Raw genomic sequence first — 15,675 nt, 5'->3', positions numbered from 1 at the left:
CCAGGAGACCTAGCTTTCCGCGGAGACGAACACGGCATCCGTGGCTTGCACGCCGAGCGATAGCGTCACGCCCGCGTCCACCACGACCACGTCCACCCCGCCTGAGTACGGCGCACCCGGCGTGACCGTGAGGCGGGAACCCACCGAGACCCCCTGGCTGGAAAAATATTGGAGCAACTGAGGGTCGGCGTCCGAGATTCTCTCGACGACGACGACGCCGTCCCCGGTGACCTCCGAAAGCCGGTGGGCCTCGGGGGCGTCGACGGCGCCCTCGGGGGAGGGAATGGGGTCCCCGTGGGGGTCTCGCGTCGGATGCCCGAGCAGGTCGTCGATGCGTTGGATCATGAAGTCGGATACGGAGTGTTCGAGGACCTCGGCCTCCTCGTGGACCTGGTCCCAGGTGTAGCCCAGGGTTTCCACGAGGAAGGTCTCCAGCAGTCGGTGCCGGCGAATCATGGCGACCGCGTGCGAACGACCGGTCTCGGTGAGGGAGACGGCCCCATACGGGGCGTGAGCCAGGAACCCCTGAGACGTCAGCTTACGCACGGCGTCGGAGACGGAGGACAGGCGCAACCCCGTTGCCTGGGAGATCGCTGACGCCGTCACGGCGGCATCGGACCATTCGTTCAGAGCCCAGATGGTCTTGAGATAGTTCTGCGTGCTTTCGGTCAGCGAAGAGACGGACATACGTGTCATGGTACGAGAATCGGCGGGGCCGTGCTCGTCTGGCCAGGTCAATCCCACATCCCGATCACGTACATCCAGCCGCTTCCGACAACGGTCCAGATCAGGATGTTGACCACCGAGGCGATGAAGCCGACCTTGAACCATTCGGCGGTCTTGACGTAGCCCGATCCGAAGATCACGCCGGCGGGGCCCGAAGCGTAGTGGGTCAACCCACCGATGAGGTTCCCCATGAAGCCGAAGGCCAGCGCCGCGAACATCGGCGGTGCGCCGACGCCGATCGCTGCTCCCAGGAAGACCGAATACATCGCCACCACCTGAGCGGTGTTTGAGGCGAAGAAATAGTGGACGTAGAAATACACGAGCGCCAGGATGGCGAAGGCCAGGGGCCACGGCATCCCGCCCACGACGGTACCGACCGACTTTCCGATCCAGGAGATGACGCCGAGGGTATTGAGGTGCGTGGCCATGCCCACGAGCACCGAAAAGAAGATCAGCGTGGACCAGGCGCCGGAATTCGCCGCCATGTCTTTCCACGTCAACACCTTGGTCACCAGGAGGATCGCGATACCGAAGAAGGCCGCCGCGGTCGCGTTGACGCCCAGCGTGGTACCGAGGACCCACAGGAGCAGCAGCACCACGAAGGTGGCCAGCATGATCCATTCCCCGCGTGACATCGGTCCGAGCTCTTTGAGTTGGGCCCGTGCCTGAGCGGGGGCTTCGGGCGTCTTCTTGAGGGTCGGTGGGAAGATCTTCGACATGACCCACGGCATCGTCACGAGGGAGACGAGGCCCGGGACCAGGGCGGCGAGGGCCCATCCGCCCCAGGTGATGTTCACGTGATGCGCAGAGGCGAAGCTGACGGCCAACGGGTTGCCCGCCATCGCCGTCACGAACATCGCGGAGGTGATCGTATTGACCTGGACCGCTGTCAGGGAGAGATACGACCCGAGGCGCTTGCGGGATTCCTCGGGTGTCGGCTCGGATCCGTTGACCGAGGCGAGCGACGCGATAATCGGGTAGACCACGCCGCCGGCGCGTGCGGTGTTGGACGGCGTCGCCGGGGCCAGCACGAGGTCGGTGAGCGTCATGCCGTAGGACAGCCCCAGGGACGATCGACCCAGCGCCGAGACGAAGAGCAACGCGATGCGGCGGCCCAGGCCCGTGATGAGGAACCCGTCGGCAATGAAGAAGGCGGCGACGATGAGCCAAATCGTGGAGTTGCCGAATCCCTGGAGCGCTTCCTTCTCGGCGGTCATGGTGCCGGTCATCATGGCCGCGGCGAGACCGATCACGGCCACGGAGGCGGTGGGCAGGGGCTGGAGGATCAGTCCCAAGATCGTGCCGACGAAGATTCCGGCCATGTGCATGCCGCGAGGGTCGACGCCCTCGGGGGATGGGATGCAATAGATGGCGATCGTGACGACGAGGATCAGGGCGATCTTGATCGTCATGGATGTCCTGCTCCGCGCCGCGCCGGAGGCCTTGCGGGGAGCGGCGGTCTGACTCTTCACGATGATTCCTTACACAGGTGTATTCCGTGGTTCACGTACGGCGAGATAGGCCCGTCGATGCGTTGGGACTCCTCGACTTTAAGACCATCGGGGCCCTCAAGAAGACCTGAGAAGGGCAAATTGAGAGTTCCTCTCGACACATCTGGGTGTCGGCCCGCGCCGGGTTCGAGTGGAGGCTGTGACAAACTGGACACATGCCTTTTCATCGGCCCAGCTTTCGCCGGAATCAGCCCAAGAAGCGCCGCGCTCCGTCGGTGAGCCGCGAAGCAGTGAACCTTGGTTATCGCATTGCCGACGGTATTCACGAGCGCCGCGAACGATCGGCGATCAAAGCCGGAAACGAACCGGCGATCGTTCCCTTCGTCGGGTACGGGAGCACCCGGTGGGTCAGGGTGCTGGGTCGAGCTCTCTACAAGACCATGTTGTTTTCCGAGCTCACCGAAGGCTTTACCGGCGACCAGCGGGCCAGCAGCCCGGCCCGAGGCTGGCGTTCCTTTACCTCGGTGCCGATCTCTAATGCGGTGATCGATGTGGCCATCGGCGGCCAGAACTTCCGCGTGGCGGCCGATCGCGGCGGGGTCTTGGACGTGTGCCTCGACATCGAACTTGAGCCGGGAGTGCACAAGGTCCACATGAGCATGGACGGATCCGAGACGGTCTCCTCGAGCGTCTACGTGGTTCCCGAGGATGAAAAGATCGGCATCATTTGCGACGTCGACGACACGGTCATGGTCACGGCCCTGCCGCGGCCCTTGCTGGCGGCGTGGAACTCCTTCGTCCTGAGCGAGCACGCCCGCATGCCCACGCCCGGTATGCCCGTGCTCCTGGAGAGGATCCACCGGGCCCACCCGAGATCGCCGGTCATGTATCTGTCCACCGGTGCGTGGAACGTCGCCCCGACCCTGCGGCGTTTTCTCTCCCGGAACGCCTATCCGGAAGGCACCCTGCTACTGACCGATTGGGGCCCCACTAGGACCCGGTGGTTCCGATCCGGCGCGGCCCACAAGGTCAATTCCCTGCGCCGCCTGGCGCGCGAATTTCCGGACATGAAGTGGATCCTGATCGGCGACGACGGACAGTCCGATCCCGACATCTACAACGGCTTCGCCCTGCGGTACCCGGAGCACGTCGCCGCGATCATCATCAGAAACCTGACGGTGGGGGAATCCGTCCTTGCCTCGGGGCGTGTCTGGGGGGACGATCGCGCCCGGGAAGTTGCCGCGGGATCCCTCTGGATGGAAGCCAACGACGGCGCCACCCTGCACGACAAGCTCAAGCGCACCGACCTTCTGTAACCTCCCGGCGCGACACGCCTGCGTCCCGGTGTGTCAGAAATAATTTTCTCCCTTCGGGCTGTGGATACTCCTGGGTCAGAAAGATCGCGAGGAAAGCATCGGCCGCGAGATGACGCGGCCGGGTGGTCGCCGAATTACATCGGTGTGAAGTGCACACCCTGGGGATAACTCAGATGGGCAAAAAACACATATGTTGGGGCATCGCCCTGGGGGCAACACTAGATGTAGTATTGGTGCGAACCCAGCGACACGGGTGCTTGCGGCTTGAAAACCGCGCGAAGCGCCCGTCGCCCCCACCATGGCACGAGGAGAATGCATGTCCATCACCGTTTACACCAAGCCCGCCTGCGTCCAGTGCAATGCGACCTACCGGGCCCTCGACAAGCGAGGAATTTCCTACGACGTCGTGGACGTGACGGAAGACGACCAGGCCCTCGATCACATCAAGGGTCTCGGCTACCTGCAGGCTCCCGTCGTGGAGACCGAGAACGATCACTGGTCCGGATTCCGCCCGGACAAGATCTCGACCCTGGAAGCGGTCCTCGCCTCCTAAACCCGTTCATTCACTCGAAGTCTTCGGGAGAACACCCATGGAAACCGCGCTCGAATCCCATCGCGGCGCGCCGGCGGCGGCCGACGAGCCATTGCTCGTCTACTTCTCCTCCGTCTCCGGAAACACCCAGAAATTCGTCGACAAGTTGGAAGCCGAGTCCTATCGGTTACCGCTACGCACCGCCGAAGAGACGATCCACATGCATCGACCGTTCGTGCTGTGCGTGCCGACCTACGGCCGCCCTCGTTCGGGCGGAGCCGTCCCGCCACAAGTCATGAAGTTCCTGCGGGTTGCCCGAAATCGGGAACTCATGCTGGGGGTCATTGGGGCGGGAAATACCAATTTCGGGGAGCACTATTGCATCGCGGCCGACAAGATCGCCGCGAAGTGCAACGTCCCCGTCCTCTACAAATTCGAGCTCATGGGCACCAGCGATGATGTTGCCCGCGTCAACGAAGGATTGAAAGCTTTTTGGATACAAAACTCCCCGCAGTAGACGTCAACGCCGAACGCGGACACGATGACCCCACCATTCCGGAGAAGTACAAGGGCCTCGGCTACCACGAGCTGAACGCGATGCTGAACCTGTACGACGCGAACGGCATGATCCAGTTCGACGCCGATCGCCAGGCCGCGCGTCAGTACTTCTTGCAGCACGTCAATAACAACACCGTGTTCTTCCATGACCTGGAGGAGAAGCTCAAGTACCTGGTCGAGCACCAGTACTACGAGCCCCAGGTTCTTGAGCAGTACTCGATGGATTTCATCAGGTCCCTCTCCAAGCTTGCCTACGCCAAGAAGTTCCGCTTCCCGACGTTCCTCGGGGCCTTCAAGTTCTACACCTCCTACACGCTGAAGACCTTTGACGGCCAGCGTTACCTCGAGCGCTTCGAGGATCGCGTGGTCATGGTGTCTTTGGCGTTGGCCCGTGGCGACGAGACCCTCGCGACCCAGCTCGTCGAGGAGATCATCTCCGGTCGCTTCCAGCCGGCCACGCCGACGTTCCTCAACGCCGGCAAGAAGCAGCGCGGCGAATTGGTCTCGTGCTTCTTGCTTCGCATCGAGGACAACATGGAATCCATCGGTCGCTCGATCAACTCCGCCCTGCAGCTGTCCAAGCGCGGGGGAGGCGTGGCCTTTGCCCTGACCAATCTCCGCGAGTCGGGCGCGCCCATCAAGAAGATCGAGAACCAGTCTTCCGGCGTTATTCCGGTCATGAAGTTGCTGGAGGATTCCTTCTCCTACGCCAACCAGTTGGGTGCCCGTCAGGGCGCCGGCGCCGTGTACCTGCACGCGCACCACCCGGACATCTACCGCTTCCTGGACACCAAGCGTGAGAACGCGGACGAGAAGATCCGCATCAAGACCCTCTCGCTGGGCGTCGTCATCCCCGACATCACGTTCGAGCTCGCCAAGCGGAACGAGGACATGTACCTGTTCTCGCCGTACGACGTCGAGCGCGTTTACGGGGTTCCCTTCTCGGACGTCAACGTCACGGAGAAGTACTACGAGATGGTCGACGACTCGCGCATCGCGAAGAAGAAGATCAACGCGCGTGAGTTCTTCCAGACCCTCGCCGAGATCCAGTTCGAGTCCGGTTACCCCTACGTGATGTTCGAGGACACCGTCAATCGGTCCAACCCGATCGACGGCAAGATCATCATGTCCAACCTGTGCTCGGAGATTCTCCAGGTCTCGCAGCCCTCGGAGTACAACGCCGGACTGGACTACGACCACATCGGCAAGGACATCTCCTGCAACCTGGGGTCGCTGAACGTGGCCGGGACGATGGATTCGCCCGACTTCGGCCAGACCATTGAGACGGCGATCCGCGGCCTGACCGCCGTGTCCGATATGTCGGACATCGAGTCCGTGCCGTCGATTGCCCGAGGCAACTCGATGTCGCACGCGATCGGCCTGGGCCAGATGAACCTGCACGGCTACCTCGCACGCGAACGCGTGTTCTACGGTTCCGAAGAGGGCATCGACTTCACGAATATCTACTTCTACACCGTTCTCTACCACGCGCTGCGGGCATCCAACCGGATCGCGATCGAACGCGGAGAGACCTTCGTCGGCTTCGAAAACTCGACCTATGCGTCGGGAGAGTTCTTCGACAAGTACACCAAGCAGGCGTGGGTCCCGGCGACGGAACGCGTCCGGGAGCTCTTCTCGGGAATGCACCTTCCCGACCAGTCCGACTGGGAAGCGCTCAAGGCCAGCGTCATGGAGCACGGCATCTATAACCAGAACCTTCAGGCCGTCCCGCCGACCGGCTCCATCTCCTACATCAACGGCTCGACCTCGTCGATCCACCCGATCGCCTCGAAGATCGAGATCCGCAAGGAAGGCAAGCTCGGCCGCGTGTACTACCCGGCGCCGTACCTCGATAACGACAACCTGGAGTACTTCCAGGACGCGTACGAGATCGGCCACGAGAAGATCATCGACACCTACGCCGCCGCCACGCAGCACGTGGACCAGGGGCTGTCGCTGACGCTGTTCTTCCCCGACACCGCCACGACGCGCGATATCAACAAGGCCCAGATCTACGCGTGGCGCAAGGGGATCAAGACGATCTACTATGTGCGCCTGCGCCAGCTCGCGCTGGAAGGCACCGAGGTCGAAGGCTGCGTCTCCTGCATGCTGTAGTACCTGAGCGTCAGGGCCGGACGGCCAGATCCGTCCGGCCCTTTCCCCATGGGGCGCGCCAGCGCATCCACACCGTCCTCCCCAAACTTCAGAAACATCCCACGTGACGAAGCGCCGAAAGCGCCCGAAGGAGTCTTGCCTGCCATGATGAGCGAAAAGGTCGAACTGGTCCACAACGTCGAGGCCATCAACTGGAATCGCATCCCGGACGAGAAGGACCTCGAGGTCTGGGATCGCCTGACCGGTAACTTTTGGCTTCCCGAAAAGGTGCCGCTGTCCAATGACGTGCAGTCGTGGGCCACGCTGAACGACCAAGAGAAGCAGCTGACCATGCGCGTGTTCACGGGGTTGACGCTGCTGGATACGATTCAGGGCACCGTTGGCGCCGTCGCGCTCCTTCCGGATGCGCTCACGCCCCATGAGGAAGCCGTGTACACGAATATCGCCTTCATGGAATCGGTGCACGCCAAGTCCTACTCGTCGATCTTCTCGACGCTGTGCTCGACCAAGGAGATCGACGAGGTCTTCCGCTGGTCGCGAGAGAACGAGCACCTGCAAAAGAAGGCCAACATCGTCATGGACTACTACCAGGGCGACGATCCGCTGAAGAAGAAGGTCGCCTCGACCCTGCTCGAGTCGTTCCTCTTCTACTCGGGCTTCTACCTGCCCATGTACTGGTCCTCGCACGCGAAGTTGACCAACACCGCGGACCTGATCCGCCTGATCATTCGCGACGAGGCGGTGCACGGGTACTACATCGGCTACAAGTACCAGCGCGGACTCGAGCAGGAGACAGCCGAGCGGAAGCAGGAGCTGAAGGACTACACCTTCGAATTGCTCTTCGAGCTCTACGAAAACGAAGTCGCCTACACGCACTCCCTGTACGACGGCGTTGGCCTCTCCGAGGACGTCAAGAAGTTCCTGCACTACAACGCCAATAAGGCGCTCATGAACCTCGGCTACGAGGCCATGTTCCCCTCATCGGTGACCGACGTATCGCCGGCGATCCTCTCGGCCCTCTCTCCCAACGCGGACGAGAATCACGACTTCTTCTCCGGGTCGGGTTCCTCCTACGTGATCGGCAAGGCGGTCAACACGGAAGACGAGGACTGGGACTTCTAGTCTCCTCGAATCCGGGCTGACCTCCCGGCTTGATCAATGCCCGGGGCAAGGAACGATTCCTCGTCCCGGGCATTGCCATATCTGGGACCGACCCGCGCGGCGCGTCGTTCACTGTGAGGCGAGGAAGTCGCGGAGTCCCGCCGCGTCGTCGTATTCTCGAGATGAAGATCATCGAGGTTAGGAGTCACACAGTGGCACATGCTGCAACGCCGGAGCAGGAAACCCAGACAGAGTCAGCACCGCGCGGGGGCTCGACCCTGTCGCAACCGCCGACGAAGAAGTCGCCGACGGATCTGCAGATCGATCGGGTCTATCGCCAGGTCAGCAACAAGAAGAACCACCACGTCGTGGTCCTGGAGCAGACCTTCACGAACCCGGCCCACGAAATCTGGAAGGCGCTGACCGACCCGGAAGCCCTTGCCGTGTGGCTCGAACCGGTGGAGATCGTCTCCGGAGAGGACCGTCGCTTCAAGACGGGCACCACGGGCACCGAAGGGACCATCGACGTCTTCGATCCTCCGCGCTTGCTTCAGTTGTCCTGGGAGAACGGCGACGAAATCGGTGAACTTCAGATCTCCATCACGCAGACGGCGGCGGGCTCCTCGCTGACCCTCCGGCACAATGTCCCCGCCAACGACCATTGGGATCGGTACGGCGCGGGGGCCACGGGCGTGGGCTGGGACGGATCATTCCTGGCCCTGCAGGCATTCCTGTCCGGACGGGCCGCCACGGTCCGCGAGAGGATGTCCGCGCTGGAAGGCTCTGAGGAGGGCAACCGATTCATCGAGAATTCCAGCAAGGCGTGGGAGCAGGCCCAGGTGAAAGCCGGAACGGACGAGGACACCGCCCGGCAGCAGGCCGAGCGAACCCGTGCGTTTTACACCGGGCAACAGGAGCCGCAGAAGGCCTGACCTCACCGGCAGGCCGCTCCTTCTAGACGGTGTATTCATCAGCCTGCGGTTCGGGACGAGGTCCCGAACCGCAGGCTGATTTTCGTGCGAGGCCGGACATCAACCGTCGAGTTCTCCGCTCAACCGGTCATGGAAACGTGCCGATCTCCTATCAAGGCCCGTCACCTCGACGTCGTGCCCCGACGACTCATATCGGTGCGTGATGGAATCCAGCGTGGCCACGGTCGAGGCATCCCAGATTTGGGCCTGGGAGAAATCCAGGATCACGTGCCGTGGGTCCTGGGCATAGCGGAAGGAAAAGTACAGGTCATTCGAGGAGGCAAAGAAGAGGGTCCCGTGCACGAGATATCGCACCTGGCCCTCCGCCCCGTCCGCGGCTTCTTCCAGAACCCTCTCGACCCTCACGAGGTGGGAAACCCTCCGGACGAAGGCGAGTAGCGCAGCGATCACACCGACGCCCACGCCCAGGGCCAGATTGTGAGTCAGGACGGTCACGAGCACGGTGAACACCATGACCAGGGTCTCGGACCACGGCAGTTTGCGTAGCAGACGAGGACTGATCGAATGCCAATCGAACGTCGTGAAGGCCACGTACACCATGACCGCCACCAGAGCCGCCATCGGGATGACGGCGAGCACTCCGTGCAGGCTCATGATCAACGCCAGGACCGAAGCGGCGGCGACGAGCGATGAGAGGCGGGATCTCGCCCCGGTGCCGACGTTGATCATGGTCTGTCCGATCATCGCGCACCCGGCGGAGCCACCGAACAGGCCCGAGACCACGTTGGCGAGACCGAGCGCCCACGACTCCCGGGTCTTATTCGAATGCGTATCGGTCAGGTCATCGACGAGTTTTGCGGTCAGAAGCGACTCGATCATGCCGACCACGGCCATCGCGAAGGCCACGGGCGCCACGGCGACCAGGAGGTCCATCGACCAGGGAACGCTGGGCAGCCCGAAAACCGGCAAGGCGTCTGGCAGCGACCCCTTGTCCCCGACGGTCGGGGCGTGTCCACCGGCGACCAGCGAGACACCGGTGACGACCGCGATCGCGATCAACGGGGCGGGCAACGCCTTGAACCAGCGTGGCACGATGAAGACGATGGCGAGTCCCAGAGCGACGAGGGGATACACCATCCATGGAACCCCCATCAGCTCGGGAATCTGGGAGCTGAAAATCAGGATGGCGAGCGCGTTGATGAATCCCTTCATGACCGAGCGGGGGATGAACCGCATGAGTTTCGCCGCTCCGAGGACGGCCAAGAGTATCTGGAAGGCGCCGGAGAGGATCACCGCGGCGAAATAGTAGTGGATTCCGTGCCCGGCAATGAGCGGGGCCGCAACCAACGCGACGGAACCGGCCGCCGCGGAGACCATCGCGGGGCGGCCCCCAAATATCGACGTGACAAGGGCGATGATCACGGCGCCGAAGAGACCCGTGCGAGGATCGAGCCCGGTGACGATCGCGAAGGCCATGGCCTCGGGAATCAACGCCAAGGAGGTCACGATGCCCGAGAGGATCTCCGTCAAGGCGGTCTTCGGGCTCCGCAACGCATCGCGGATCGATAGCGGCTCGGCCGCCGATAATGATGCTGTAGTCGCCACGAATAATCGCTCCTGATCAGGGGAAGGTCCTGCATTAGAGTATCGGAGCCACCCGTCCGGCACGGCCCTCGGGCCCATCGGTCCGCCCCGGGGTATCCTCTCGATGACGCCGAAGAAAAAGGGACAGCCATGGTGATTGAACGAGCCGAAGCCGATGCTTCCGTGACCTTCGAATCGACGGTCGATCGTCTTCGTCGGGTCGCGGCCGGATCGGAGGAATCCGTCCTTCGCTTTTCGCGTCCCGCGCCGGTCGTGGGATTCGGGCGGAGGGATGAGTTGAACCCCGGCTTCGCTCGTGCCGTCCGAGCATGTGCCGAGCACGGTTTCGCGGCCTCGGTCCGAAAGGTCGGGGGACGCGCGGCCGCCTACCACGGCGATTGCTTGATCATCGATCACCTGGTGGCCGACGCGGACGCGACCAGCGGGAATATGCGGCGGTACCGGGAATTCGGTCGCCTGTACGCCGAGGCGCTCGGGGACCTGGGCCTTCACGCGGCGGTCGGGGAGATTCCCCTGGAGTACTGTCCCGGTGAATACAGCGTGCACGGTCTGGTCGCCGGAGACCACCGCATCAAACTGGTGGGCACCGCGCAGCGCGTCGTCGCCGGCGGCTGGTGGTTTTCCGCCGGTATCGTGGTCCGCCGTCCGGAGCCGCTGAGGGCCGTGCTCACGGAGGTTTATGCCCACCTACGGTTGCCTCTGGACCCTTCGACCGTGGGCTCCGTGGATCAGGCGGTCCCGGAGGTCCGGTGTGAAGACGTGGAAGACGCCGTGCAGGAGCGTTACGAGCGCTGGGCCCGGGAAACACCCGTCAGGGGGACACGTCGCGCCTAATGGGCCTCGGGCGCGCTATGCGGAACCCCCGCGACCGGGCAAGATGCTCAGTACGTCGGAACGATACGAAGAGGGGCCAAGTCAATGTGTGGACGGTACGTTCCGGTCAAGATTTGACACTGAGACTTCGGGACCGTATGCAACCGCTAGATCCCTTGCGGCAGTAGGGTGGTACCGGGACAGGTCTGGAACAAAAACTCCGCGAGAAACCGTATCAGGCCGAACGAATATGGGGAGTTTCCGGGGAGTCCTCCGGCTCGGCGCTGAGCACGTTATCCAGCACGGCGCGCGCATCGGAAACGGACTTCCGAGTGATGTAGTGCTTGTACGTGATCGTCGTCGAAGAGTGCCCCAACTGGAGCGCCGCGGCCTCGGCATTACTCGCCTCTTTGATCAACGTCGCGACCGACCTCCGGAGCGTGTGCTCCGTGACATGCGAAAAGCGCTCGCCGGCCGCCGTATGGAACATTTTGGTGAACGAAGCGCGCTGTAGCTGCGTGCCTCGATTCCCGGGGAAAATACATTCCGTAGTCGAGGCCTCTTGCCGTCGACGTAGCATTCGAACGGTCTCTACGGGGAGCAGAAGAACTCGGGCCGAATCAGAGGTTTTGGTGTGCTCCTGACGGAAGATGGTCGCTCCCTGGCCCGCCAGTGTCGCCGCGATCGTCAGCGTGGCCGTGTCTAGATTCAAGTCGGTCCATTTAAGACAGAGGATCTCGCCGATGCGCGCGCCGGTAGCGATGAGCAGATCTAGCACATCCGGAACAGTCTCGGCGGCCTGCCCGGCCAAGGGGTGGTTCTGATAGTGGTTTCGCACGGCGAGGCGTAACTCGCTGAGTTCGGCCTGGTCCAATACTTCAATAGGCTTCTTCTCATCTTTGACAGCTCGGACCGATCGGGCCGGGTTGGTGGGCACGGCGTCCCACCTAACCGCTTGGTCTAGGGCGAGACGCAGCAGGAGTCGACATTGCTTTGCCGCGCCGATTCCTCCGACCCGCTTAGTCACCCGTCGGCCGTCGATGCGAATCGTGTACGGACGTCGGTCGCTGATACCGGCGATCAGTTCATCCAGCATGCCCGTACTCAGCTCCCGCAGGCGCACGTCTCCAATGCGGGGCCGGATGTTACGTTCTAGCCCGTCCCTGTAAAGCCGCCGTGTGGAGTCCGTCCACCCGGTCTCCTGCTCGGCGTAACGTTCGATCAGCTCAGCCACCGTGGAATCCGCGGTGATCGTGGACCGACGCAACGAGCGGACCTGTTCGATACGTGCCTTGAGCCGGTTGGTCGCCTTGGCTTTCGACGCTCCCCGCGCCGTCACCTCCACGGAACGGCCTGACCTTGTTCGGTATCTAGTCCGAGCGTGATACACGCCAGTGGGGAGCTGCTTGACGTGAATGGTGCCGTAGTGACCGATCGGTGTAGGCGGTCGAGGAGTCAACGTTGAATCCTTCCATGAGAAACGAACGAGCTAGGCGATGAGCGCACAGCCGAGTAGGCGGCGCTCGCCGAGGGTGAGACAAGAGAAACGATCTTCCAAGACCGTCTGGGTGACGCTCAGGCCTTCCGCGAGGACCCAGAGAAGCTTCCTGGCTACCGGCCAGATCGATAAGGCGGGAGAACGGCAATAGGCGTTTCGCGACGCGCACGCGGACTCCACGTTCCACTTCTGGGGGTTGGTGCCCGGCGTGCCCGGCTCTGATGTGGTCAAGCTCGTGGGCGAGGGCGCACGTCGATTCGACCCGCGTCAGCTCGTGGTGGAGCCAGACGCGGGTGCCGTCGGTGACGCCGGACTGTGTGGTCAGGTCGGCGATGAAGATTGGAGTCTGCGTACGTGCAGCCTCTCCCCAGGGGTTATACACATCACAAAAGCGTAGGGGTGGGGGCTGACAAGTTAAGCGGCGCTTAGCCTGCGCTCGAGGTCATTCGCATGGACTCCGATCTGATCTGATGTCAGGGTTTGGATCTCAAGCTGGGACCAGGGAGCGGTAACTTCCTGAAAAAGTTCCTGTTGAGCTGAGGTCTGTGGCGGGTCGACTATGGCAATAATTGGGGTATCGGGCGCGACCGGGACGTTCGGTTCCCGACCGTGCTGGAGAACCCCGCCATTTCCCTCCCGTAGTAACTTCATTCGAAATGCCCAGGAGTCAATTCGTTCTAGGAGGTGTCGATTTGGCTCACCTTGGAATGAGAATGCGCTGTTGATTTCGATGATGTTCTGGTCCAGGACCGCTAGATCGACTGGTGCAGAGCGTGGTCCCGCCACAAGTCGGGGGCTAGACAGTAAACTCCTCGCCAGGGTAGGCCGAGTTGAGTATGTATCGGTAATGCGTCGACGGAGTCGGGTAAGTCGTTGCTCTCTCCGGGCCGGGGTGCCGCGAGAAACCAGATGGTCGAACAGAAAATCTGCGACGGCCATGGCTGACTGGCCGTCGGCAATCCCTTCATCACTGAATTGGATCAATCCGTACGCATTGCGGGCAAAAGAGTCGATGCTAGCCCGCAGTGTTGATGAGTGATCGATCTCTAACTCAGCAGGGCTCTCGTGACGAGACTCTACCTCGCGCACGATGCCGGAAACGGCCTCGAGGGCCGCCGATCGCGGACCTCCGATGTTCGGGATTTCGGTAATGGTTTCGACGGCACGGATTGCCACATCGCGGGGGTCGTCTCCCATGACGATGACACCGAGGTTGAGGAACTCGCCGCGGGCGGTGTCAGGGACGTATCGGACGATTCGAGTTCGATACAGCATGACGTCAGAGCTCCTTCCTGGCGAGTCGACCGTAGTCTTCGAGAGTCTTCACAGTGTACGGGACGCGTTCGAGGACATAGTTGATTATGTCTTCGACCTCACGAGGGTCCACGTTCCATTCGGCCGGGATCATTGAAGGTATGTGCGCCAAGTCAGGTCTACGAAGACTCGAAACTGCTTCGGTTGCCGATTCCCAGGCCTCTACAGAGGTGCCCCTACCGATCTTAGGAATTTCAGTCCGTCCGGCCAGCTCCGACGGCATAAACAGCCCGCGAGGCCCTTCATGGCTGCCAAACCAAAAGCCATGGTCTATTGACCAGACCTGATCATCTTCCGCCAAGCAATAGAGCATCTGGATATCTTCCGCGTTGCAAAGCTTCCAGAGTGCCACGAGGTACGGAACTCGTTCGGCGTTGCCGTCTCGCCGGATCGACGTTACATCGTAGCGATGGTTAGTGCCGGCTTTCTCCAAGGATCCAAACATCGGACGTCGGCTCAGACTTCCTTTGCCGACTCGCCTGCCCGCAAGAGAATTCGGCACATCGACTACCGCCCAGTCCAGGACGGGAGCTCCGAGAGCCTTTCCCACCTCTACTGAAACGATTTCGTTCACAGCCTCATCAGGGGAATCTTCCGAATGACCTTTGCACCAATACTTCTTCCCGTCCTCACAGAGGCACAAGACTGGCCGACTTCCCGTTTCGTTGGCTGCCGTAACCGGCTGGACAACACGGGTACGTTGCGGTCGAGGCAGTTGGATCACCTGTGCATCGCTCATGCGCCTTCGCTTTCGTCGAGTTTCCGGCGGCGCTCGCGGCCTTCGGACGGTGAGTCATCGGCCGCGAGCTTGTACTCGTATCCCTCGGGCGGGGGAATGTACCCCTCTTCGCCGGGATAGATCGCATCATCCGGGGTGCCGGTGAGCTCGCGACGTCGTGAACCGAGCTCGGTCGGTTCCGGGTCGCGGGCACGTTGCCCGGCGTGGTTCATGGGGGTCGTGTTGCCACGAGTACCACCTGCCTCTGTTCGCATGACCGTTAGGAGCCGCAGCAGGGTTTGCTTGTCGGTCTCGCTCAGGTCTGAGTCGATTCGGATCGCGTCCTCAGGCGTGCCGGCGGACTCTTGGAGTTCGATCGGCTTCTTGAGGGAGCGCAGTGCTGCACGGACGACCAGGTCGGTGGGGAGACCGAGGACTTCGGCGAGGCTGACGAGCGTCTCACCCTTGATGGAGACAAGGGGGTTGTTCATCAGCTTCGTCATGTTCCCGCGGCCAAGCCCGGGGGTCCCGCCACTGATCTCTTCGACATGGCGGGCGCTCCACCCATGGACGTCGAGCGACGCCTGGATGAGGTTTCCGAGTGGTGTTCGTGTAGGCACGGTGACGATCCTGCGAGGTGGGAGATTACCTGCGAAAATGGCACGGGGACCAAAAACGCCGGACAGGTGGACACTAGAAATCTATCAACATTTCTCGTGTCCGCGCGGTGGCGCGGCGAGGCGGTCTTGCCGAGCGGGAGCTAAAGGCATCTCCTGATAGAAATCGCTGGACATAGTGGGCGGCCGCCACCCCGTACCCAAAAGCCTACGGTTGCGTGTCCTCCTCGACTACTGCTGGGAGAGAATATCTCGGTCTGCGAGGGCCTGGCTTGTGAGAGTAACCTGTCCTGTGTGGTCGAGGCGTAGCAATCAGTATGTAGCGTAGTCGTGCCGGGGAGGTCGACCCAGGCTAGATTCCGTCCGGTGATTAACTTGC

The 15,675-nt window shown here is 62.1% G+C and carries 15 protein-coding genes; 7 read left to right on the top strand and 8 right to left on the bottom strand.

The genetic code is table 11. From position 1 onward, the window contains the following. Positions 1 to 9: 9 nt before the first annotated feature. Both CURSPS6_RS04230 and CURSPS6_RS04225 read right to left on the bottom strand, forming a co-directional pair. Positions 10 to 687 (bottom strand): metal-dependent transcriptional regulator, encoded by a 678-nt coding sequence (locus CURSPS6_RS04230; RefSeq protein ID WP_030014373.1) that lies wholly within the window; start codon positions 685 to 687, stop codon positions 10 to 12. A 47-nt stretch (positions 688 to 734) separates the two neighbouring features. Beyond that, positions 735 to 2,138 (bottom strand): anion permease, encoded by a 1,404-nt coding sequence (locus CURSPS6_RS04225; RefSeq protein WP_082470333.1) that lies wholly within the window; start codon positions 2,136 to 2,138, stop codon positions 735 to 737. A 254-nt stretch (positions 2,139 to 2,392) separates the two neighbouring features. On the opposite strand from CURSPS6_RS04225, the gene CURSPS6_RS04220 reads away from it, so the two are divergent. The 6 genes from CURSPS6_RS04220 to CURSPS6_RS04195 all read left to right on the top strand — a co-directional run bounded on the left by CURSPS6_RS04220 (position 2,393) and on the right by CURSPS6_RS04195 (position 8,731). Beyond that, positions 2,393 to 3,493 carry an App1 family protein gene (locus CURSPS6_RS04220; protein ID WP_051687622.1) on the top strand — a complete coding sequence of 367 codons (1,101 nt, stop codon included), beginning with the start codon at positions 2,393 to 2,395 and terminating at the stop codon, positions 3,491 to 3,493. A 316-nt stretch (positions 3,494 to 3,809) separates the two neighbouring features. Further along, complete coding sequence (gene nrdH / locus CURSPS6_RS04215; RefSeq protein ID WP_030014369.1) at positions 3,810 to 4,046, top strand: glutaredoxin-like protein NrdH; 237 nt, start codon at positions 3,810 to 3,812, stop codon at positions 4,044 to 4,046. 37 nt (positions 4,047 to 4,083) lie between these two features. Next, a complete protein-coding gene (gene nrdI, locus CURSPS6_RS04210; protein WP_030014367.1) occupies positions 4,084 to 4,542 on the top strand; it encodes a class Ib ribonucleoside-diphosphate reductase assembly flavoprotein NrdI in 459 nt (152 codons plus the stop codon). After that, positions 4,518 to 6,698 (top strand): class 1b ribonucleoside-diphosphate reductase subunit alpha, encoded by a 2,181-nt coding sequence (gene nrdE / locus CURSPS6_RS04205; protein WP_051687621.1) that lies wholly within the window; start codon positions 4,518 to 4,520, stop codon positions 6,696 to 6,698. The genes nrdI and nrdE overlap by 25 nt, the downstream gene beginning before the upstream one ends. A 147-nt stretch (positions 6,699 to 6,845) precedes the next feature. Next, positions 6,846 to 7,820, top strand: a complete 975-nt coding sequence (gene nrdF / locus CURSPS6_RS04200; RefSeq protein WP_030014365.1) for a class 1b ribonucleoside-diphosphate reductase subunit beta — start codon at positions 6,846 to 6,848, stop codon at positions 7,818 to 7,820. A gap of 191 nt (positions 7,821 to 8,011) precedes the next feature. Further along, a complete protein-coding gene (locus CURSPS6_RS04195) occupies positions 8,012 to 8,731 on the top strand; it encodes an SRPBCC domain-containing protein (RefSeq protein WP_051687620.1) in 720 nt (239 codons plus the stop codon). Between the two features lie 99 nt (positions 8,732 to 8,830). On the opposite strand, the gene CURSPS6_RS04190 is transcribed toward CURSPS6_RS04195, so the two are convergent. Beyond that, complete coding sequence (locus CURSPS6_RS04190; RefSeq protein ID WP_030014362.1) at positions 8,831 to 10,336, bottom strand: SulP family inorganic anion transporter; 1,506 nt, start codon at positions 10,334 to 10,336, stop codon at positions 8,831 to 8,833. 129 nt (positions 10,337 to 10,465) lie between these two features. Between CURSPS6_RS04190 and CURSPS6_RS04185 the strand changes: the two genes are divergently transcribed. After that, positions 10,466 to 11,170, top strand: a complete 705-nt coding sequence (locus CURSPS6_RS04185) for a lipoyl protein ligase domain-containing protein (RefSeq protein ID WP_051687619.1) — start codon at positions 10,466 to 10,468, stop codon at positions 11,168 to 11,170. A gap of 214 nt (positions 11,171 to 11,384) precedes the next feature. Here the strand turns inward: CURSPS6_RS04185 and CURSPS6_RS04180 are convergent, their stop codons facing one another. The 5 genes from CURSPS6_RS04180 to CURSPS6_RS04165 all read right to left on the bottom strand — a co-directional run bounded on the left by CURSPS6_RS04180 (position 11,385) and on the right by CURSPS6_RS04165 (position 15,170). Further along, positions 11,385 to 12,494 (bottom strand): tyrosine-type recombinase/integrase, encoded by a 1,110-nt coding sequence (locus tag CURSPS6_RS04180; RefSeq protein WP_030014359.1) that lies wholly within the window; start codon positions 12,492 to 12,494, stop codon positions 11,385 to 11,387. 144 nt (positions 12,495 to 12,638) lie between these two features. Further along, positions 12,639 to 12,878 carry a hypothetical protein gene (locus CURSPS6_RS12490; RefSeq protein WP_152978050.1) on the bottom strand — a complete coding sequence of 80 codons (240 nt, stop codon included), beginning with the start codon at positions 12,876 to 12,878 and terminating at the stop codon, positions 12,639 to 12,641. Positions 12,879 to 13,061: 183 nt separating this feature from the next. After that, positions 13,062 to 13,922 carry a DUF3037 domain-containing protein gene (locus tag CURSPS6_RS04175; RefSeq protein WP_030014358.1) on the bottom strand — a complete coding sequence of 287 codons (861 nt, stop codon included), beginning with the start codon at positions 13,920 to 13,922 and terminating at the stop codon, positions 13,062 to 13,064. A 4-nt stretch (positions 13,923 to 13,926) separates the two neighbouring features. Beyond that, complete coding sequence (locus CURSPS6_RS04170) at positions 13,927 to 14,700, bottom strand: HipA family kinase (protein WP_321164016.1); 774 nt, start codon at positions 14,698 to 14,700, stop codon at positions 13,927 to 13,929. Continuing rightward, positions 14,697 to 15,170, bottom strand: coding sequence for a hypothetical protein (locus tag CURSPS6_RS04165; protein WP_030014355.1), 474 nt, complete (start codon positions 15,168 to 15,170; stop codon positions 14,697 to 14,699). The genes CURSPS6_RS04170 and CURSPS6_RS04165 overlap by 4 nt, the downstream gene beginning before the upstream one ends. Positions 15,171 to 15,675: the final 505 nt, after the last annotated feature.

It is taken from the genome of Curtobacterium sp. S6, from assembly GCF_000710345.2.
GTDB lineage: Bacteria > Actinomycetota > Actinomycetes > Actinomycetales > Micrococcaceae > Rothia.
The sequence above is the reverse complement of the archived record's forward strand: the minus strand, read 5'-3'. Positions and strand labels throughout refer to the sequence as shown.